An 18,068-nucleotide genomic window follows, 5' to 3' on the forward strand; every position below is an offset into this window, starting at 1 on the left:
CTTCAAGTTGCATGTGCGTTAGCTACACTTAATAACCCGAATCACTTACGACAGTAAGCTCATCGGGATTATCTCGTTTGCCGCCTTCCTGCAACTCGAATTATTTAGAGCATGTACTGTACAAAATTTACTTCATCAGGAGAGTTCACATGGCCAGCAGAGGCGTAAACAAAGTGATTTTGGTCGGGAATTTGGGCCAAGACCCGGAAGTCCGCTACATGCCAAACGGCGGAGCTGTTGCCAATATCACCCTGGCCACTTCCGAAAGCTGGCGTGATAAAGCCACCGGCGAGCAGAAAGAAAAAACTGAATGGCACCGTGTGGTGTTGTTCGGCAAACTGGCAGAAGTGGCGGGTGAATATCTGCGTAAAGGCTCTCAGGTTTATATTGAAGGCGCACTGCAAACCCGTAAATGGACAGATCAGGCTGGTGTTGAGAAATACACCACAGAAGTTGTGGTTAATGTGGGCGGCACCATGCAAATGCTGGGTGGCCGTCAGGGCGGCGGTGCTCCGGCAGGTGGTGGTGCACCACAAGACGGCGGGGCGCAAGGCGGTTGGGGTCAACCTCAGCAGCCACAAGGTGGTAACCAGTTCAGCGGCGGTCAGACTTCACGTCCGGCCCAGTCTGCACCAGCAGCACAACCACAAGGCGGCAATGAGCCACCAATGGATTTCGATGATGATATCCCGTTCTGATGGCGCTGTTTTTTAAGCACAACAGTGCTGATTAGGAAAATAAAGCCCTGTCTCGACAGGGCTTTTTGTTGGTGTTAAGCCGCGCCTGAGGGATGAGATTTTTATACCTCGATATCTCTGTTTTTGCTTTCTTAAAATCGGTGTTGGCAGCTTTGCAAACCAAAAAATGATTTTATCACTATAATCAATACTCTGATGTTCATCATATGGAGCTTGGTCATGGTCACGGTTCACCATCTGAATAATTCACGTTCACAACGTATCTTGTGGATGCTGGAGGAACTGCAAGTTCCTTATGAGTTGAAGCGCTATCAGCGCGACCCCGGCAGCTTACTGGCACCACCAGAATTGAAAAAAATCCATCCATTGGGGAAATCACCGGTGATTACTGATGGTGATCTCACCTTGGCGGAGTCTGGTGCCATTATTGAGTATTTACAGGAAACCTATGATGCACAGGGGCTATTTAAGCCCACCGGTCACTATGATCGTCAACAGTTCCGTTACTGGATGCACTATGCCGAAGGCTCATTGATGCCCTTGCTGGTGATGAAACTTATCTTTAGCCGATTGGGTGGGCCGCCAGTGCCGTGGATTATTCGCCCGGTTGCCAAGGCTCTGGGTGATGGCGTACAGAAAAGTTATCTGAATAAGCAAATTGCTACTCACCGCGATTATCTGGAACAGCATTTGACGAATAACCAGTGGTTTGCTGGCAGTGATTTCAGCGCGGCGGATATTCAGATGAGTTTTCCTATCGAGGCAATCAACACCCGTGGTGGTCTTGAGGGGTTCCCGAAACTGCAAGATTTCTTAGTGCGTATTCATCAGCGCCCAGCCTACCAACAGGCGATTGAGAAGGGCGGAGCTTACAAACTGGAAGGCTGATAACCGATGATTCGGCATCATTGCCACGCAAAGTAAATGAGTGTGAGGCTACTCACACTTTTGTTTCCCGTCAAATTAATGCTCCCCGACAAATTAATGTAAAAAAATGCAATAAATGTCGCTATCTGGTGTTGATTAGTCGCTGCCAATAGCTAGATAATCGTTTGCCTTCCAATACGCTTATTGCGGGGGGATTCTTTCCTTCGATTTTTTTTCAGTCATGCGTGCTTCCAGCTAATCGTTTGCTATTTTCTCCACCATGAAGATGTTGGAGGCGTTGTCGAGTTAATCGGCAAAAACGGAAACGATTACGTAGGGAAGGGCGCCTGACTTGCTGACTACTTTAAAATGACACACAGGGGACATAACCATGTCTAGCACCAACCCTCAAGTGAACCGGGCAGTAACGCCAAAAGGTTCGCTTGATGCATTTTTCAAGCTTAGTGAACGCGGCAGTAATGTACGCCAGGAAGTGCTGGCTGGCCTGACAACCTTTCTCGCCATGGTCTACTCGGTCATTGTTGTACCAAGTATGCTTGGCAAAGCGGGTTTCCCACCAACAGCGGTGTTTGTGGCAACCTGTCTGGTTGCCGGTCTTGGTTCTTTGTTGATGGGGTTGTGGGCCAACTTGCCGATGGCGATTGGTTGCGCCATATCACTGACAGCGTTTACGGCATTCAGCTTGGTGCTGGGGCAACACATCAGTATTCCTGTGGCATTGGGGGCAGTATTCCTGATGGGGGTGCTGTTCACTATTATCTCTGTGACCGGTATCCGTTCATGGATATTGCGTAATTTGCCGATGGGCGTGGCACATGGTACCGGTATCGGTATCGGCTTGTTCCTGTTGCTGATTGCAGCAAACGGTGTCGGCCTGGTTATCAAAAACCCGATTGAAGGTTTACCGGTTGCACTGGGTGCATTTACCTCTTTCCCGGTCATGATGACTTTGCTGGGGCTGGCGGTGATTTTCGGTCTGGAAAAACTGCGAGTGCCGGGTGGCATTCTGCTGGTGATCATCGCCATCTCGGTTATCGGCCTGATTTTTGATCCGAGTGTGACCTATCAAGGGCTGTTTGCGATGCCAAGCCTGGCGGATGCTAACGGCAATTCATTGATTTTCAGCCTTGATATCATGGGTGCATTGAAACCTGTGGTGCTGCCAAGTGTATTGGCATTAGTGATGACTGCCGTATTTGATGCCACCGGGACTATCCGCGCGGTAGCGGGTCAGGCTAATTTGTTGGATAAAGACGGCCAGATCATCAGCGGCGGTAAAGCTCTGACATCTGACTCCGTCAGCAGCATTTTTGCTGGTTTGGTGGGCGCTGCGCCTGCGGCGGTTTATATCGAATCTGCCGCCGGTACTGCCGCTGGTGGTAAAACCGGTTTGACCGCCACCGTGGTAGGTATTTTGTTCCTGCTGATGCTGTTCCTGTCGCCACTATCCTATTTGGTTCCGGCTTATGCGACGGCACCGGCTCTGATGTATGTAGGGTTGCTGATGTTGAGCAACGTATCCAAACTGGATTTCGAAGACTTTGTTGATGCGATGTCTGGCCTGCTCTGTGCCGTGTTTATCGTGCTGACTTGTAATATCGTCACCGGTATTATGTTGGGCTTCAGCTCGCTGGTTATTGGCCGTATCTGTTCCGGTGAATGGCGTAAACTGAATGTCGGTACTGTGATTATCGCTATCGCGTTAGTGGCATTCTATGCGGGTGGCTGGGCAATCTAAGCGATGAGTTTTTGCTGGCATCGGGGTGACGCTGTCCCCGATGCCACAGCGGTTTTTAATAACCCTATTTTCTTTGTTTTTTCCTGCCATCAGTTACAGGTTTTTTCCCCGTTTAACAAAAAAGTGATCTACTATCAAAAGCTAAACTCCGGCCCTGTCTACGGGCGGGTGAGGTTAAATCTTATATTGAGTTGTGTTGAGTTGAGTCTAAGGAAAGCATGGAAATCTTTTTTACAATCCTCATCCTGATTCTGGTGGTGTCGCTTTCCGGCGTTGTCACTCGGATGTTGCCGTTTCAAATCCCCCTTCCTCTGATGCAGATTGTCTGTGGTGCCTTGTTGGCCTTTCCCCACTTTGGTTTGCATGTCGATTTTGACCCGGAATTATTCCTGGTACTGTTTATTCCACCGCTGCTCTTTGCCGACGGCTGGAAAACACCGACACGAGAGTTTATTCACCATGGGCGGGAGATATTTGGTCTGGCGCTGGCATTGGTGCTGGTCACCGTGGTGGGTATCGGCTATCTGATTTACTGGATGGTGCCGGGTATTCCGCTGGTAGCCGCGTTTGCACTGGCGGCGGTATTGTCGCCAACCGATGCTGTGGCATTATCCGGCATTGTGGGGAAAGGGCGCATACCTAAATCGATTATGGGCGTATTAGAAGGGGAGGCGTTGATGAATGATGCCTCTGGTCTGGTTGCGCTAAAGTTTGCCATTGCGGTTGCAATGGGGACGATGGTCTTTACCGTGTCTGGTGCCACACTTGAGTTCCTAAAAGTGGCGATTGGTGGCCTGCTGGCTGGTGTGGCGGTAACCTGGCTATACAGTAAGTCACTGCGCCTGATGAGCCGCTGGAGTGGTGATGATCCGGCAACACAAATTGTCTTACTGCTGCTGTTGCCGTTCGCTTCTTATCTGATTGCTGAGCATATTGGCGTCTCCGGCATTCTGGCCGCAGTGGCGGCAGGGATGACCATCAGTCAGTCCGGGGTTATCCGTAATGCGCCATTGACGATGCGGTTACGTGCTGACAGCGTGTGGTCGATGCTGGAGTTTGTGTTTAACGGCATGGTGTTCATCCTGTTGGGGCTGCAATTACCGGGGATTTTGGAAACATCAATCATACAGGCTGAACTGGACCCAACCATTCAAACCTGGAACCTCTTCGCGGATGTTGCCATTATTTATGGTGCGTTATTGGTACTGCGCTTTAGCTGGCTATGGTCGATGAAGAAAATCAGTAAACGCATCCTGACCAAACGGCCACTGGAGTTTGGCAATTACACCACACGTGAACTGTGGGTGGCGTCATTCGCAGGGGTACGGGGAGCGATTACTCTTGCCGGTGTCCTCTCTATTCCGTTATTCCTCAGCGATGGTTCAGCCTTCCCATCCCGTTACCAGTTGGTATTTATCGCCACCGGTGTGATTCTGCTGTCGGTTATTATCGGGGTGATTGCTTTGCCGCCATTGCTGCGTGGTGTGGTGGTAGCAGATAAAAGTGCCAGCCGTGAAGAAGTGCGTTTCGCCCGGGCGGCGACTGCCGAGGTGGCAATTGTTAGCCTGAATAAAATGGAAGAGCGGCTGGCAGCCAGCAGCGAGGAGAATATTGACCCAGAGTTGCTAAAAGAGATCAGTTCACGAGTTATCGGGACATTGCGACGGCGTACCGGCAGTAAGGATGAAATTGAGAACACCTTGCTGGTTGAGAATCTGGAGCGGCGTTTTCGTTTAACCGCATTACGAGCCGAGCGTGGGGAACTGTATCACCTGCGTGCGACGCAGAAAATCAGCAATGAAACGCTGCAAAAACTGCTGCATGATTTGGATTTGCTGGAAGCGCTGCTGATCGAAAAAGAGGGTTAATGCTTCTTAAATCCGGCTGCCGTTCGGTGGCCGGTTTATCTAACGTAATCAACTTGGTGGCCCACACTAATCAATAAAATATAATAGCAACGCCCAAGGGGGAGCCACCCGATATTGGTTTTATGTTTATATTGATGGAAATGAACCTGTGTATTCAAAGAAGCTTTGGGGAATATAATTATTGATATTTTTCTCATGGCAGTACTCTATGATTTGCCGTTTGCTGGAAACCCCCGTTTTCCTATAGAGACTTTGGATAATATTACTGATGGTTCTGGGGGATAGATGAATTTTTCTGGCAATATCTTTATGGGAAAATGAATGTAGAAGATAAAATAACACTTCCCACTCTCTTTTGGAAAATAAGTCAGATGGTGGTGTGAACACAAGGGATATTGGTGTTTTTATTTTATTTAAATGAGTTAGTATCATATTATCTACCGCTCGACCATGAAAAATAGTTCCTACGGATACGCCATTTTCATCAATTAATGGATATTTATCAAAAAACCAAGGTTGAAAATAGGGGTGCCCCTCAAATGCATGTATTTCAACTGACGTTATACGATCTTGCAATAACTCTACCTTACGGTCATGTTGTTGAAATTCATTTTGAAACTCCGATGTTGATGCCGGGAGCTCGCCATCGAGTCGTCCTTCTACGTTGAATTTATCCGGTAAGGATAATAATTCATGGTATTTTTTATTTGCATAAATAAATATTGAATTATTATCTTTCACTCCCCAAGGCTCTGAACTCTGTGCCCAAAAGCGAATTAAAACGTTAAGTGATTCTGATAAATTAGTTTTCATTGTTTCACCATTTAATTAATTTACTATTTAATAATTGGACGTGTGTCATTATTGCTGGGGGTTGTTAAATTATTAAATAATGATTATCCTTTACCGTCTAGTTTATTATTTACTCTATTTTCCACAAGGAAGTGTTACATGATAAATATATCCTGTTTTAATTATGATAATGCTATAGAAGATCCAGTCGTTGGGATCTCAATTGCAGAAATGTTTAAGAAAGAAGGTTTGCAGGCTTATGGAACTCGCGTTGAGCAAGGCAAGCGTGTGAGTTGCCACAGTCATGCCCAAGATGAGGAGTGGTATATTATTCTCTCGGGTGAGGGTGCTATCTGGACTGCAGATGTCATTGATGGAGAATTAAAAAATAAGCGTGCAGATGTTTTTGCTAAAGGTTCTGTATTTTGCATCTACCCTAATACCGCGCATCAACTGGCAGCGAAAACAGATGTCGAGTTCATATTCTTGTGTCCGCAATCGCATATCATTCGTGACCGAATCCTGTTTGACGATATTGTGGCAGAGTAAGGCAAAAAAGGGTGAGGACACCCTCACCCGCAAGTACGCAATGGAAAACCCAAAGTAATGAATCAGTTAATGAATAACCTGCGCCAGAAACGCCTGGGTGCGCTCTGATTTCGGGTTAGAAAAGAATTCGGCGGGTGGTGCTTGTTCCACTATCTCCCCACGGTCCATAAAAATAACCCGATCGGCAACGGTACGGGCAAAACCCATCTCGTGGGTTACACACAACATGGTCATGCCTTCATTTGCCAGACTGATCATGGTATCCAGCACTTCTTTCACCATCTCAGGGTCCAGCGCCGAGGTTGGTTCATCAAATAGCATGATTTTGGGTTTCATACACAGCGAACGGGCGATTGCCACCCGCTGCTGCTGGCCACCGGAAAGTTGGCCGGGGAACTTATGGGCGTGCTCTGCAATCCGCACTCGTTCTAAATAATGCATTGCCAATTCGTCGGCCTCTTTCTTTGGCATCTTACGTACCCAGCTTGGCGCCAGCGTGCAGTTTTGCATCACCGTTAAGTGCGGGAACAGATTGAAGTGTTGGAACACCATGCCGACCTCGGTACGTACCCGTTCAATATTGCGCAGGTCATCGTTAAGTTCGATGCCATCCACCATGATTTTCCCCTGCTGATGCTCTTCCAGATGGTTGATGCAGCGGATAGTGGTAGATTTACCTGAGCCAGAAGGACCGCAAAGTACGATGCGTTCGCCAGGGCGCACATGTAAATTGATATCTTTCAATACGTGGAACTGCCCGTACCACTTATTGACGTTTTCCAGCGTAATCATCATTTTATCACCTGGAGTTGGCTGATTGTCGCTCATGTTATGCCTCAATGTGCGGAACGTCCGGTGTGAAAGCGCTTTTCCAGATGCTGGCTGTAGCGCGACATGCTGAAACAGAAAATCCAATAGACAGCGGCGGCAAAGACATAGCCTTCGGTCGACATCCCCAACCAGGCAGGGTCGACGGTGGCTTGTTGCACGCTGCTGAACAAATCAAACAGACCAATGATGATAACCAGACTGGTATCTTTAAACAGGGCGATAATGGTGTTTACCAACCCGGGGATCACCATCTTCAAGGCTTGTGGCAAAATAACCAGCCCTTGAGTTTTCCAATAGCCCAGCCCCAGTGACTCGGCGGCTTCGGTCTGTCCTCTGGGCAAGGCCTGTAACCCGCCGCGCACCACTTCTGCCACATAGGCCGATTGGAACAATACCACCCCGACCAAGGCACGGATCAGTTTGTCGATGCTGGTGCCTTCGGTCATAAACAGTGGCAACATCACCGAGGACATAAACAGCACGGTGATTAGCGGCACCCCGCGCCAGAACTCGATAAATACCACTGACAGAATACGCACCACTGGCATACTCGAACGGCGGGCCAAGGCCAATAAAATCCCCAGCGGTAGCGCACCGGCAATACCTACTGCGGCAATGATCAGCGTCAGTGTCAGGCCGCCCCACTGGCGGGTCTCAACCCGGGTTAACCCGAGGAAACCGCCATATAACATCAACCACACCAGCAGTGGGTACGCCACCATCCACACCGCCAAATAGCGGCCTCGATGTGGCATAGCGCGCCAGAACAATGGAATGAGCGTCAGCAATCCGATGAGCAAGGTGGTGTTGATGCGCCAGCGCTGCTCAATGGGATAAAGGCCATACATAAATTGGCCAAAGCGCGCATGAATAAACACCCAGCAGGCACCCTCACGGGTACAATCAGTGCGCGATGTACCTAGCCAGTTGGCGTTAAAAATAGTCCAATTCAGTAATGGCGGGATCAATTGCCACATCAGCCACAGGCACAGCAGCGTCAGCAGACTATTAGTCCAACTGGAAAACAAATTCTTTCTTGCCCAAAACACCATCCGGCTTAACGGGTTGCCCGGCCGTACTGTGCTGGGTGGTTCACGGGTTAGTGTCATCGTCATTCGCTTCCCTTAGCGCTCTACCAGCGCGATCCGCCGGTTGTAGAGATTCATTAAAAATGAAATGGATAGGCTGATAACCAAATAGACTGACATGGTAATGGCGATGGTTTCTATCGCCTGACCAGTCTGGTTCAGCACTGTGCCGGCAAACAACGACACCATATCTGGATAGCCGATAGCGGCTGCCAGTGAGGAGTTTTTGACGATGTTCAGGTATTGACTGGTGAGTGGTGGAATGATGACCCGTAACGCCTGTGGCAGAATAACCTGACGCAAGGTGACGGTGTTGGGCAGCGCCAGTGAACGGGCTGCTTCATGCTGACCATAGGGCACGGACTGAATGCCTGAACGAATCACCTCAGCAATAAAGGTCGAGGTATAAACCGACAGTGCCAAGGTCAAGGCCGCCAATTCAGGGATAAGAACCAGGCCACCTTTAAAGTTAAAGCCGCGTAACTGCGGTAGATCCCAATGCAGTGCCGAGCCATACAGAAAATGGGCCGCTGCTGGTAGAGCCATCAACAGTAGTAAGGCCATCGGCCAGGTGCGGTGAAACTGACCGGTATGTAACTGACGGAAATGGTTATAGCGATACAGCGCCACGGTGATAACAACGGCCAGCAGCACAGCGAGTATGGCGGGTATAAAACCGGCAGCAAACTCCGGTGATGGCAGATACAAGCCACGGTTGCTGAGAAAAGCCACACCGAAGGCATCCAGACTCTGTCGTGGCCCCGGTAGATTGCGTAATACCGCGAAATACCAGAAGAAGATTTGCAGCAAGGGCGGGATATTACGGAATGTCTCGATATAGATAGTGGACAGTTTGCGTAACAGCCAGTTATCAGATAAACGCGCCAGCCCAAGGAAGAACCCGAGGATCGACGCAAAGAAAATACATAATACTGATACCAGCAAGGTATTGAATAACCCGACCAAAAACACCCGGCCGTAGGTATCACCTTGCTCATAATCGATAAGATGCTGAACAATACCAAAACCGGCGCTGTTATTCAGGAAAGCAAAGCCGGAGGTGATGCCCCGGGTCGACAGGTTGGTAATGGTGTTATGGAAAAGATACGCACCGCATCCGATCAGTATCAATAGCGCGATAATTTGATACAACCAGGCGCGTACCGCTGGATTGGTCAGCGAAAAGGCACCTTTGACGGTTGGGCGTTGTGACATAGTGTGGGCCTCGGTCTGGATAATACATCCGGCAGGACGGGCCTGCCGGAGAGGTAATCAGTAATCAGCGAACCGGAGGCGCGTACTGGAGACCGCCATTGTTCCACAGCGCATTCTGGCCGCGTTTTATTTTCAGCTCACTGCCCAAACCGACGTTACGGTCGAAGCTTTCGCCGTAGTTACCCACTTGTTTCACGATTTTAACCACCCAATCGTTAGGCACTTTCAGATCTTTACCATAGTTGCCTTCCTGACCTAACAGATGGGCCATATCCGGTGTGGTTGGTTTTGCTGCCAGTGCTTCGACGTTTTTCGACGTCACACCCATCTCTTCAGCATTTAACATGGCAAACAGTGTCCAGCGCACGATGGCGAACCAGTCCTCATCACCCCGGCGCACAACCGGTCCCAGTGGTTCTTTAGAGATAACTTCCGGTAATACGATAAATTCGTCTGGTTTACCTAATTTGATACGCAGTGCGTACAGTTGTGATTGGTCAGAGGCCAATGTGTCACAGCGCCCGGAATCCAATGCCTTGGCACTTTCGTCAGAACGGTCGAAGGTAACTGGAGTGTATTGCATTTTATTGGCTTTAAAGTAATCAGCGACGTTCAACTCAGTATCTGTACCGGCCTGAATACACACCGTCGCCCCGTCCAGCTCTTTGGCGCTTTTCAGCCCCGCTTTATTGTGGGTCAGGAAGCCGATACCGTCGTAATAGTTCACTCCGGTAAATAACATCCCCATGCCAGCATCACGGGATGAAGTCCAGGTGGTGTTACGTGACAAAATATCAACTTCACCCGATTGCAGGGCGGTAAAACGCTCTTTTGCGGTAAGCGGGGTGTATTTTACTTTTTCTGCATCACCAAAAATGGCAGCAGCTACGCCACGGCAGACATCGACATCCAGACCAGAGAACTTGCCGCTGGCATCTGCATAGGAGAAACCGGGCAACCCATCACTGATACCACATTGTACAAAACCTTTTTTCTTCACCGCATCCAAAGTAGTGCCCGCGTGGGCCTGACCCGCTAATGCCACTAATGAGGCGGCGGCAACCAGTGTTGAAATCATTATTTTCTTCATGAAAGCGTCCTGTGAGGCAAAGTCGAGCCTATTTTAATTTTGTAGCGCACCAGTGATGCACCGTCGCTGTCTGTTGGCGTGTAGCCAGTTTGGTATTAGCAAATGGGATGCCAGAGTTGCATTTCATTGATGATATGAGTAATTACTTAGCGTTAACTCTTTGTAGGTAATTTCTGACCGGGTAGGATGCACTTAAATGGCGCATTTAACGGCGGATTGATACTTTTTAGTGCAGAAAATTCTTATATACAGCGATGAACGAGAGATAAGAGTAATTGAACCAGACTGAGGTATACATTTCGTCAATGTAATAACATAAAAAGCGGCATAGACAGGTGAAATTCGGATTTTTTAAATCTCTGATCCGTTATCTAATCCTCTTGGGAGTGTTTTAACGTAAACACATTAGAGAGAAGGATAGGGATTATGCCTCGTTATTTAACCGCCCTGATGTGCGGGCTGCCATTGCTGTTTACCGCCAGTTGTCTGGCACAGGTGAATGTTGAAACTGCAAAATGCAGTGATACCGATTTTACTCAGGTTCTGTCTTGTTACAGAGAAAAGCTGGCCGCAGAACCCCTTATCTATAACTTGCTCAGTCAGGAAAACCTGCCGGGGTTGGAGTGGCGCCGTTACCAACTGACCTCGCAGAATTGGTCGCCGGAGAGCTTAGTCTCCCCTGCTGCATGGCAGCATGAAGTGGAGATCTTTATTCCCGAAAATAGCACGTCCACCAAGGCGCTGGTGGTCATCAATAATGGTACCAACTATGGTACTGAAACCATTCCTCCCTCCGGTCCTGGCGATTTTGCTATCGAGACCTTGCAAAATATTGCCCGCTCAACTGACACGGTGGTGATTGCCATTAGCACCATTCCCAATCAGTACCTTGAATATCAACAAGATGGGAATCCGCGTAAGGAAGATTATAGTGTTGCGCGTAGTTGGACTTTATTTATAGATGCCCCAGAAGCCCGTTCAATATTACCGCTACATGTCCCGATGGTGGCGGCGATTTCTCAGGCGATGACCATGGCACAGCAAGCCTTACCGGAAAAAGCCTTAGACAGTTTTATTGTCACCGGTTTATCCAAGCGTGGCTGGACCAGTTGGCTGACGGCAATTGCGGATTCACGTGTGGAGGCTATTGTGCCTTTTGTGATTGATCTGCTGGATACCCGCGCCGCATTGGAACATATGTATCAATCTTATGGTGGCAACTGGCCTATAGCCTTCACCCCCTACTATCAGGAAGAGATTGATAAGAAACTGAGTACCCCCGGCTTTGCCAAACTGATGCAGATTATGGATCCCCTACAGTACCTGACGAGTGAGTATCAACCCCGGCTCAGTATTGCGAAATACATTATTAATGCCAGTGGTGATGATTTCTACGTGCCTGATAATACGGATTTTTATTATGACAAATTACCCGGTGATAAAACGTTGCGGGTTGTACCTAACTCCAGTCACTCTGGTATTAAAGCATTTAGCGAACAGTCGTTGATCACCTTTGTTAACCGTTTACGGCAAGCCACACCGATGCCGCAGTTGAATACCACTCTGGCAATGAAAGATAAGGTGCAAACCGTCACGGTTAGTCTGTCAGAGACGCCAGAAAAGGTGCTGTTATGGACCGCAGCTAACCCCGATGCTCGCGATTTCCGCTATGCGTGCGATATAAGATATAGCGCATTTCCGTTGGCCGTGGCCCCGGGTAATACCCTTGAAGTTGCACTTAGCACGCCAGCTACCGGTTGGCAGGCGACCTTTATCGAGGCCACATTCAGTGATGGCTTCGTGGCAACCACGCCAGTTTATGTCTCGCCGCAGGAGAGTTATCCCACTACAGCCCCCCCTACCGGTGGGCCTGCATGCAAAACGTTGCCGGGGCGTGCGCTTATCACACCAGACGATGCGATAGATGATCCCGATGAAGCTGAAGCGCAGTTATAGCTTCGCGATATTGAGTGGATGTTAGCTAATAAAAAACCCGACATAGGCCGGGTTTTTATGACAGATCTTGTTGATGCTTAATACAGCGATGGTGCACCGGCTGGGCGGGTTTTAAAGCGGCGGTGTAGCCACAGATATTGCTCAGGTGCGCGCATGATCTCTTTTTCGATAACTTTGTTCATATAGCTGGCGGCCGCTATCTCATCATCAAGCGGATAGTCTTCTAATGCCGGCTGGATCAGCAAGTCATAGCCGCTACCATCTGTTTTACGCAGTAAAACCAATGGCAACAGTGCCGGTTTGGCTAGCCGGGCCAACATAAAAGTGCCACTGGTGGTCGCGGCCTGATTGACGGCGAACAGTGGTGCAAACACACTGCCACGTGGGCCGTAATCCTGATCCGGTGCAAACCACACAGCTTCACCTTTTTTCAATGCCTGCACCATGCCACGAAGATCTTTACGGTCCAGCATGGCCTTATTCGAGCGCATACGGCCCCAGGTCTGCACCAATTCCATCACTTTATTGTTATGCGGGCGATACATCGCCATCATTGGCTGGCATTGCCCCATTACGCGGCCGCCAAGTTCCAGCGACATAAAATGGACGCCAATCACCAGTACGCCGCGCTGTCCTTGCTGCGCTTTTTTCAGGTTATCCAGACCCGTCACGGTAAACCAGCGCTTAATGCGCGCATCGGGCCAAAACCAGGCCATGCCGGTTTCCAGCAACCCCATGCCTAAGGATTCAAAATTACCGACGATAGTCCGTTCAAGAGTCTGCTTATCCATATCAGGGAAACAAAGCTCCAGATTGCGCCGGGCGATAGATACCCGCCGTTTCAGGAAGCGCATTGAGGTACGCCCCAACCAAATTCCTAACTTGTTTAACAGCGGGTAGGGGAGTTGGACTAACAGAAATAATACCCCCAGGCCAAACCAGGTCAGCCAGTAGCGCGGGTGGAGCAGTGAGATATGGAATTTCTGCGGCTTTATCATATGAACTCTATCGTTATGCGTTAAGTGCGGGTTTGTAACGCATATGGATGTAACTCGATAGCGATACATTTCTTCAGACACCGGTGGTCAACTATTGTTTTGGTGAATACGACAATTGACATAATTTTTACATTAAAAGCGGGGTCGCGTAGGGGATGGTCATGAAGGCAGGCTATCTATAAGCGATGGGGGCTTTCAGAGGATTATACCATATTCGCGATAAATGAAAGAAAAAGATCAACGCCAGATGTGCTGGCGGAATTATCGCGATATAAACTGCGTTACTGTTCGGCATATCGCAGAAAATGGTGCCTTAGAATCGAGGAGAAATAAGCCAACTGGCTGGAAAATGGGAGACTCATCTCAATTTCGATTAATTATTGTTACCGTTGTTCTATTTTGGGGTTATTGACGTGCCACAGAGGGAGTTGTAAATTCAATTTGTGTTTTTAATGTTATTAATTTGATGTTTATTTGTATTTATTACCTTTGTATTTGATCACATTTATTCTTTCTTATATTTAATTAACCAATTATTAACATAATAAATCATTAAATTTTACCTTTTTGGGCTTTCATCACAATTCACTCTGACTCGTCGCGCAGCCTATTGTGTTCCTTTGTTAATCTCATGTGTGTGAAAAGCAGTCACATGAAAATAAAACAGTCACGGTGTCACACTACGGGCTTCTCACCTCGCAACCAACCCGTTATCTGAAAGAAAACAAGAAGGTATTGCTATGAAACTTAATCTCGCATTACTGAATGCATGTGTCGTTTCCGCATGCATGCTGTTCACTACGCAAACGATGGCAGAGAAAAAATATGAAATTGCTGTTGTCGCGAAAGTTACCGGTATTCCTTGGTTTACCCGTATGGAAGTTGGCGTAAATGAAGCAGCAAAAAAACTGGATGTTAATGCTTATCAGGTTGGGCCTGCCACGCCAGACCCGGCGCAACAAGTTAAAGTCATTGAAGACCTTATTGCCAAAAATGTAGATGCCATCATTGTGGTGCCGAACGATGCCAAAGTGCTGGAACCAGTACTGAAAAAAGCGCAAGAGAAAGGCATTGTGGTGTTAACTCACGAATCTCCTGATCAACGTATCGGGCAGTGGGATGTTGAGACCATCGATAGTGAAAAATATGCTCAGGCCAACATGGACGAACTGGCGAAAGCCATGGGGGGCAAAGGGGGTTATGCGATTTATGTGGGTTCCCTGACTGTGCCATTGCATAACGCTTGGGCGGATTATGCTATCAAATACCAGAAAGAAAAATACCCCGATATGTTCGAAGTTACTCCACGCCTGCCAGTGGCTGAGAACATTGATAAGTCTTACTCCACCACTCTGGATCTGATGAAAACCTATCCGAAAATGAAAGGGATCATTGGTTTTGGTTCACTGGGGCCAATCGGTGCCGGTCAAGCAGTGGCTAAGAAACGCGCGAAAGATCAAATCGCAGTAGTGGGTATCGCCATGCCAGCACAGGCAGCGCCATATCTGATGCGTGGTGATATCAAAAAAGCCCTGTTGTGGGATCCAAAAGACGCCGGTTTTGCTGTGGTGCAGATTGCAGATCAATTACTGAAAGGCCAAAAAATCACGCCAGACTTGACCATCGAAGGCTTGGGTAAAGCCGATGTGGATAGCGAGAAAGGAGTGATCCGTTTCAACAAGATCCTTGAAGTCACTAAAGATAATGCGAAAACATTAGGTTTCTGATTTTCAGACGCCACACCAGGGAATTACCGGCTAACGAGCCGTGCTTGGCAGTAAATCAGGCAGCGGGAGAGTATCCCCGCAGCCCTCACCATCATCACCGAATTGCTGTAAAAATAGCGCCATGTTTATGGCGTTAGGGAAGGTATTGTCATGACTCAGGCCAACGCATTTATCACTCTTGAAAATATCAGTAAGCGATTCCCCGGCGTGCTGGCGCTGGATCAGGTGAATCTCACACTGAATAAAGGAGAAGTGCACTGTCTGGCAGGCCAGAACGGCTGCGGCAAGAGCACCATTATCAAAGTGATTTCAGGAGTTTATCAGCCAGAGAAAGGCGCAAGTATCCTGATAGACGGCAAGCTGTTCCATCAGTTTACGCCGCAACTCTCATTCTTCTATGGCGTGCAGGTGATATATCAAGACTTGTCGCTATTTCCTAATCTCACCGTTTCGGAAAATATTGCCGTCCACCGTTATCTGCCAGGTGGTGATTTTTGGGTGAAGCGCAAAAGTATGCGTGAGCGTGCGTTAGCCGCCATGCAGCGAGTGGGTGTCACCCTTGATCCCGATAAAAAAGTTGAACAACTCTCTATTGCTGACCGCCAGTTAGTGGCGATTTGCCGCGCTATCGCTGCCGATGCCCGCTTGGTGATTATGGATGAACCTACTGCCTCGCTAACCAGTCAGGAAGTGAAAGGCTTGCTGGATGTGGTACGTGATCTCAAATCACAAGGTATCTGCGTGGTGTTTGTTAGCCACCGGCTGGATGAAGTGATGGAAGTGGCCGACAGAATCAGTGTCATGCGCGATGGCCAACTCATTGGTACCTGGCCGGCCAGCGAACTGGACAGCCATGAGCTGGCGTTCCTAATGACCGGCCAGCGCTTTACCTACAGCCAGTTGCCGCCACTGGCGGCCGGAGCCACGCCGTTGCTGGAAATCAAAAAACTGAGTCGTGGCGAGCAGTTTCGTAACATCGATTTGACCCTACATCAGGGCGAAATAGTGTCGATCACCGGTTTACTGGGGGCGGGGCGTACTGAGCTGTGTCTGAGCCTGTTTGGCATGACCCAACCCGATAGTGGCGAGGTGTGGGTAGCCGGTGAACAAGTGCATTTCCGTAATAACCGTGATGCGATCCGCCACGGGATCGGTTATGTCTCTGAAGATCGCCTGACACAGGGATTGATCATGGAGCAATCGATCTATGACAACACCATCGTGTCCGTTTTTGACAAATTACATACCCGCAGTGGATTGTTGGATCATGCCAAAGCCGCAGCGCTGGTGAAAAAACTGGTGCAAGATCTGAACATCAAAGTGTCCGATACCGCCCTACCGGTCAAGACGTTATCGGGTGGTAATGCACAGCGCATCGCTATTGCTAAATGGGTAGCGACGCAACCGCGTATTTTGATCCTCGATTCTCCGACCGTCGGCGTGGATATCGCCAACAAAGAAGGGATTTACCATATTGCCAAAGCTTTGGCAGAGCAGGGGATGGCGGTATTGATGATTTGTGACGAGATCCCGGAGGCTTACTACAACAGTCACCGGATATTAGTGATGCGCAAAGGTGAACTGGTGGCCGAGTTTTACCCGCATCAGTGCACCGAACAACAGGTAGCCGAGGTGGTCAATGGATAAGCTAAAACTGCGGCAACTGACGGGGCGACATGAGTTTTATCTTGGGCTATTGGTATTACTGTTAGTCATCGGACTGAGTGTAAAAAGCCCGGAGTTCCTGACCTTAGGGAATCTGACCGATGTCGCCACCAGTTATGCCATTTTGGGTATTCTGGCCTGTGGCCTGTTTGTGGTGCTGATTGCCGGTGGTATTGATATCTCCTTCCCGGCGGTAACGGCCATTGCGCAATATGTCATGGCGTCGTGGGTGATTACCCATGGCGGCAGCTTCGCGCTAGCGTTTGTTCTGGCCATGTCAGTTGGTTTAGTGCTGGGGCTGATCAATGGGTTGCTGGTGTATTGGTTGAAAGTCCCAGCGATAATTATCACCATTGCCACACTGAATCTGTTCTATGGCCTGCTGGTTTATTTCACCAACGGTACCTGGTTGTACGGCTTCCCTGACTGGTTTATGACCGGGATTAACTGGTTCTCGTTTACCGGCAGTGACGGCTATGACTATGGCTTGACACTACCGCTGTTCTGCCTGGCGGCGACCATCATTTTCACCGGTGTATTGATGAACTACACCCGCCTTGGGCGGCAGATCTTTGCCATGGGCAGCAATAAAGATGCGGCTTCCCGTCTGGGCATTAATATTCTGCGTTTGCATCTCTACGTCTATGGCTACATGGGCATGCTGGCGGGGGTGGCGGCGGTGGTACAGGCGCAGATTTCCCAGTCAGTGGCACCGAACTCATTGATGGGGTTTGAGCTGACCGTGCTGGCCGCCGTGGTCTTGGGCGGCACCAGTATGACGGGGGGCCGTGGATCCCTCAGTGGCACCGTGCTCGGCGTGATGTTGCTGGCATTTTTGCAAAACGGCCTGACGCTGCTGAGCGTCTCCTCTTACTGGCATACGGTTTTCAGCGGCGCAATCATTTTGGTGAGTATCAGTACCACCGCATGGAATGAAAAACGCAAATTGCTGAGGGAGCACTGAT

General features: G+C 49.0%; 15 protein-coding genes. 9 read left to right on the forward strand and 6 right to left on the reverse strand.

Features of this window, described 5'->3' with window-relative positions; translation table 11 throughout:
• Positions 1 to 149 precede the first annotated feature (149 nt).
• From ssb1 to Q2T71_RS20730, 4 genes are all read left to right on the forward strand, one after another.
• Positions 150 to 698 (forward strand): single-stranded DNA-binding protein SSB1, encoded by a 549-nt coding sequence (gene ssb1, locus Q2T71_RS20715; protein WP_005165221.1) that lies wholly within the window; start codon positions 150 to 152, stop codon positions 696 to 698.
• A 219-nt stretch (positions 699 to 917) separates the two neighbouring features.
• A complete protein-coding gene (locus tag Q2T71_RS20720; protein ID WP_083162143.1) occupies positions 918 to 1,586 on the forward strand; it encodes a glutathione S-transferase family protein in 669 nt (222 codons plus the stop codon).
• A 370-nt stretch (positions 1,587 to 1,956) separates the two neighbouring features.
• Entirely contained in the window at positions 1,957 to 3,324 is a 1,368-nt protein-coding gene (locus Q2T71_RS20725; protein WP_372560378.1) for an NCS2 family permease, read from the forward strand.
• Between the two features lie 218 nt (positions 3,325 to 3,542).
• Positions 3,543 to 5,192 carry a Na+/H+ antiporter gene (locus Q2T71_RS20730; RefSeq protein WP_083162147.1) on the forward strand — a complete coding sequence of 550 codons (1,650 nt, stop codon included), beginning with the start codon at positions 3,543 to 3,545 and terminating at the stop codon, positions 5,190 to 5,192.
• A 126-nt stretch (positions 5,193 to 5,318) separates the two neighbouring features.
• Here the strand turns inward: Q2T71_RS20730 and Q2T71_RS20735 are convergent, their stop codons facing one another.
• Positions 5,319 to 6,005 (reverse strand): helix-turn-helix transcriptional regulator, encoded by a 687-nt coding sequence (locus Q2T71_RS20735; RefSeq protein WP_372560379.1) that lies wholly within the window; start codon positions 6,003 to 6,005, stop codon positions 5,319 to 5,321.
• Between the two features lie 138 nt (positions 6,006 to 6,143).
• Between Q2T71_RS20735 and Q2T71_RS20740 the strand changes: the two genes are divergently transcribed.
• Positions 6,144 to 6,533, forward strand: coding sequence for a cupin domain-containing protein (locus Q2T71_RS20740; protein WP_372560380.1), 390 nt, complete (start codon positions 6,144 to 6,146; stop codon positions 6,531 to 6,533).
• A 66-nt stretch (positions 6,534 to 6,599) separates the two neighbouring features.
• On the opposite strand, the gene Q2T71_RS20745 is transcribed toward Q2T71_RS20740, so the two are convergent.
• From Q2T71_RS20745 to Q2T71_RS20760, 4 genes are all read right to left on the reverse strand, one after another.
• Positions 6,600 to 7,361, reverse strand: coding sequence for an amino acid ABC transporter ATP-binding protein (locus tag Q2T71_RS20745; protein WP_042568985.1), 762 nt, complete (start codon positions 7,359 to 7,361; stop codon positions 6,600 to 6,602).
• A gap of 8 nt (positions 7,362 to 7,369) precedes the next feature.
• Positions 7,370 to 8,473, reverse strand: coding sequence for an amino acid ABC transporter permease (locus Q2T71_RS20750; protein ID WP_372560693.1), 1,104 nt, complete (start codon positions 8,471 to 8,473; stop codon positions 7,370 to 7,372).
• 15 nt (positions 8,474 to 8,488) lie between these two features.
• On the reverse strand, positions 8,489 to 9,667 hold the full coding sequence (locus tag Q2T71_RS20755; RefSeq protein ID WP_372560381.1) for an amino acid ABC transporter permease: 1,179 nt from the start codon (positions 9,665 to 9,667) through the stop codon (positions 8,489 to 8,491).
• Positions 9,668 to 9,731: 64 nt separating this feature from the next.
• Positions 9,732 to 10,757, reverse strand: coding sequence for an amino acid ABC transporter substrate-binding protein (locus Q2T71_RS20760; protein WP_083162157.1), 1,026 nt, complete (start codon positions 10,755 to 10,757; stop codon positions 9,732 to 9,734).
• A 426-nt stretch (positions 10,758 to 11,183) separates the two neighbouring features.
• On the opposite strand from Q2T71_RS20760, the gene Q2T71_RS20765 reads away from it, so the two are divergent.
• Positions 11,184 to 12,713 (forward strand): PhoPQ-activated pathogenicity-related family protein, encoded by a 1,530-nt coding sequence (locus tag Q2T71_RS20765; protein WP_372560382.1) that lies wholly within the window; start codon positions 11,184 to 11,186, stop codon positions 12,711 to 12,713.
• A gap of 77 nt (positions 12,714 to 12,790) precedes the next feature.
• On the opposite strand, the gene lpxP is transcribed toward Q2T71_RS20765, so the two are convergent.
• Entirely contained in the window at positions 12,791 to 13,711 is a 921-nt protein-coding gene (gene lpxP / locus Q2T71_RS20770) for a kdo(2)-lipid IV(A) palmitoleoyltransferase (RefSeq protein ID WP_083162159.1), read from the reverse strand.
• A gap of 740 nt (positions 13,712 to 14,451) precedes the next feature.
• On the opposite strand from lpxP, the gene Q2T71_RS20775 reads away from it, so the two are divergent.
• The 3 genes from Q2T71_RS20775 to Q2T71_RS20785 all read left to right on the forward strand — a co-directional run bounded on the left by Q2T71_RS20775 (position 14,452) and on the right by Q2T71_RS20785 (position 18,067).
• On the forward strand, positions 14,452 to 15,438 hold the full coding sequence (locus Q2T71_RS20775) for an autoinducer 2 ABC transporter substrate-binding protein (protein WP_005191421.1): 987 nt from the start codon (positions 14,452 to 14,454) through the stop codon (positions 15,436 to 15,438).
• Positions 15,439 to 15,588: 150 nt separating this feature from the next.
• Positions 15,589 to 17,085, forward strand: coding sequence for a sugar ABC transporter ATP-binding protein (locus tag Q2T71_RS20780; protein WP_372560383.1), 1,497 nt, complete (start codon positions 15,589 to 15,591; stop codon positions 17,083 to 17,085).
• The gene (locus tag Q2T71_RS20785) at positions 17,078 to 18,067 is read left to right on the forward strand and encodes an ABC transporter permease (RefSeq protein WP_032907665.1); all 990 of its coding nucleotides are present in this window, start codon (positions 17,078 to 17,080) and stop codon (positions 18,065 to 18,067) included. Before Q2T71_RS20780 ends, Q2T71_RS20785 begins: the two co-directional genes overlap by 8 nt.
• The last annotated feature ends 1 nt before the right edge of the window (position 18,068 follow it).

The organism is Yersinia sp. 1652 StPb PI (assembly GCF_041538345.1).
GTDB lineage: Bacteria > Pseudomonadota > Gammaproteobacteria > Enterobacterales > Enterobacteriaceae > Yersinia > Yersinia enterocolitica_E.

Coding starts and splice junctions, on each gene's coding strand:
- Q2T71_RS20775 (WP_005191421.1), top strand. CDS start 14,452: ATGAAACTTAATCTCGCATTACTGAATGCATGTGTCGTTTCCGCATGC.
- Q2T71_RS20735 (WP_372560379.1), bottom strand. CDS start 6,005: ATGAAAACTAATTTATCAGAATCACTTAACGTTTTAATTCGCTTTTGG.
- Q2T71_RS20730 (WP_083162147.1), top strand. CDS start 3,543: ATGGAAATCTTTTTTACAATCCTCATCCTGATTCTGGTGGTGTCGCTT.
- lpxP (WP_083162159.1), bottom strand. CDS start 13,711: ATGATAAAGCCGCAGAAATTCCATATCTCACTGCTCCACCCGCGCTAC.
- Q2T71_RS20745 (WP_042568985.1), bottom strand. CDS start 7,361: ATGAGCGACAATCAGCCAACTCCAGGTGATAAAATGATGATTACGCTG.
- Q2T71_RS20750 (WP_372560693.1), bottom strand. CDS start 8,473: ATGACACTAACCCGTGAACCACCCAGCACAGTACGGCCGGGCAACCCG.
- Q2T71_RS20780 (WP_372560383.1), top strand. CDS start 15,589: ATGACTCAGGCCAACGCATTTATCACTCTTGAAAATATCAGTAAGCGA.
- Q2T71_RS20740 (WP_372560380.1), top strand. CDS start 6,144: ATGATAAATATATCCTGTTTTAATTATGATAATGCTATAGAAGATCCA.
- ssb1 (WP_005165221.1), top strand. CDS start 150: ATGGCCAGCAGAGGCGTAAACAAAGTGATTTTGGTCGGGAATTTGGGC.
- Q2T71_RS20765 (WP_372560382.1), top strand. CDS start 11,184: ATGCCTCGTTATTTAACCGCCCTGATGTGCGGGCTGCCATTGCTGTTT.
- Q2T71_RS20760 (WP_083162157.1), bottom strand. CDS start 10,757: ATGAAGAAAATAATGATTTCAACACTGGTTGCCGCCGCCTCATTAGTG.
- Q2T71_RS20725 (WP_372560378.1), top strand. CDS start 1,957: ATGTCTAGCACCAACCCTCAAGTGAACCGGGCAGTAACGCCAAAAGGT.
- Q2T71_RS20785 (WP_032907665.1), top strand. CDS start 17,078: ATGGATAAGCTAAAACTGCGGCAACTGACGGGGCGACATGAGTTTTAT.
- Q2T71_RS20720 (WP_083162143.1), top strand. CDS start 918: ATGGTCACGGTTCACCATCTGAATAATTCACGTTCACAACGTATCTTG.
- Q2T71_RS20755 (WP_372560381.1), bottom strand. CDS start 9,667: ATGTCACAACGCCCAACCGTCAAAGGTGCCTTTTCGCTGACCAATCCA.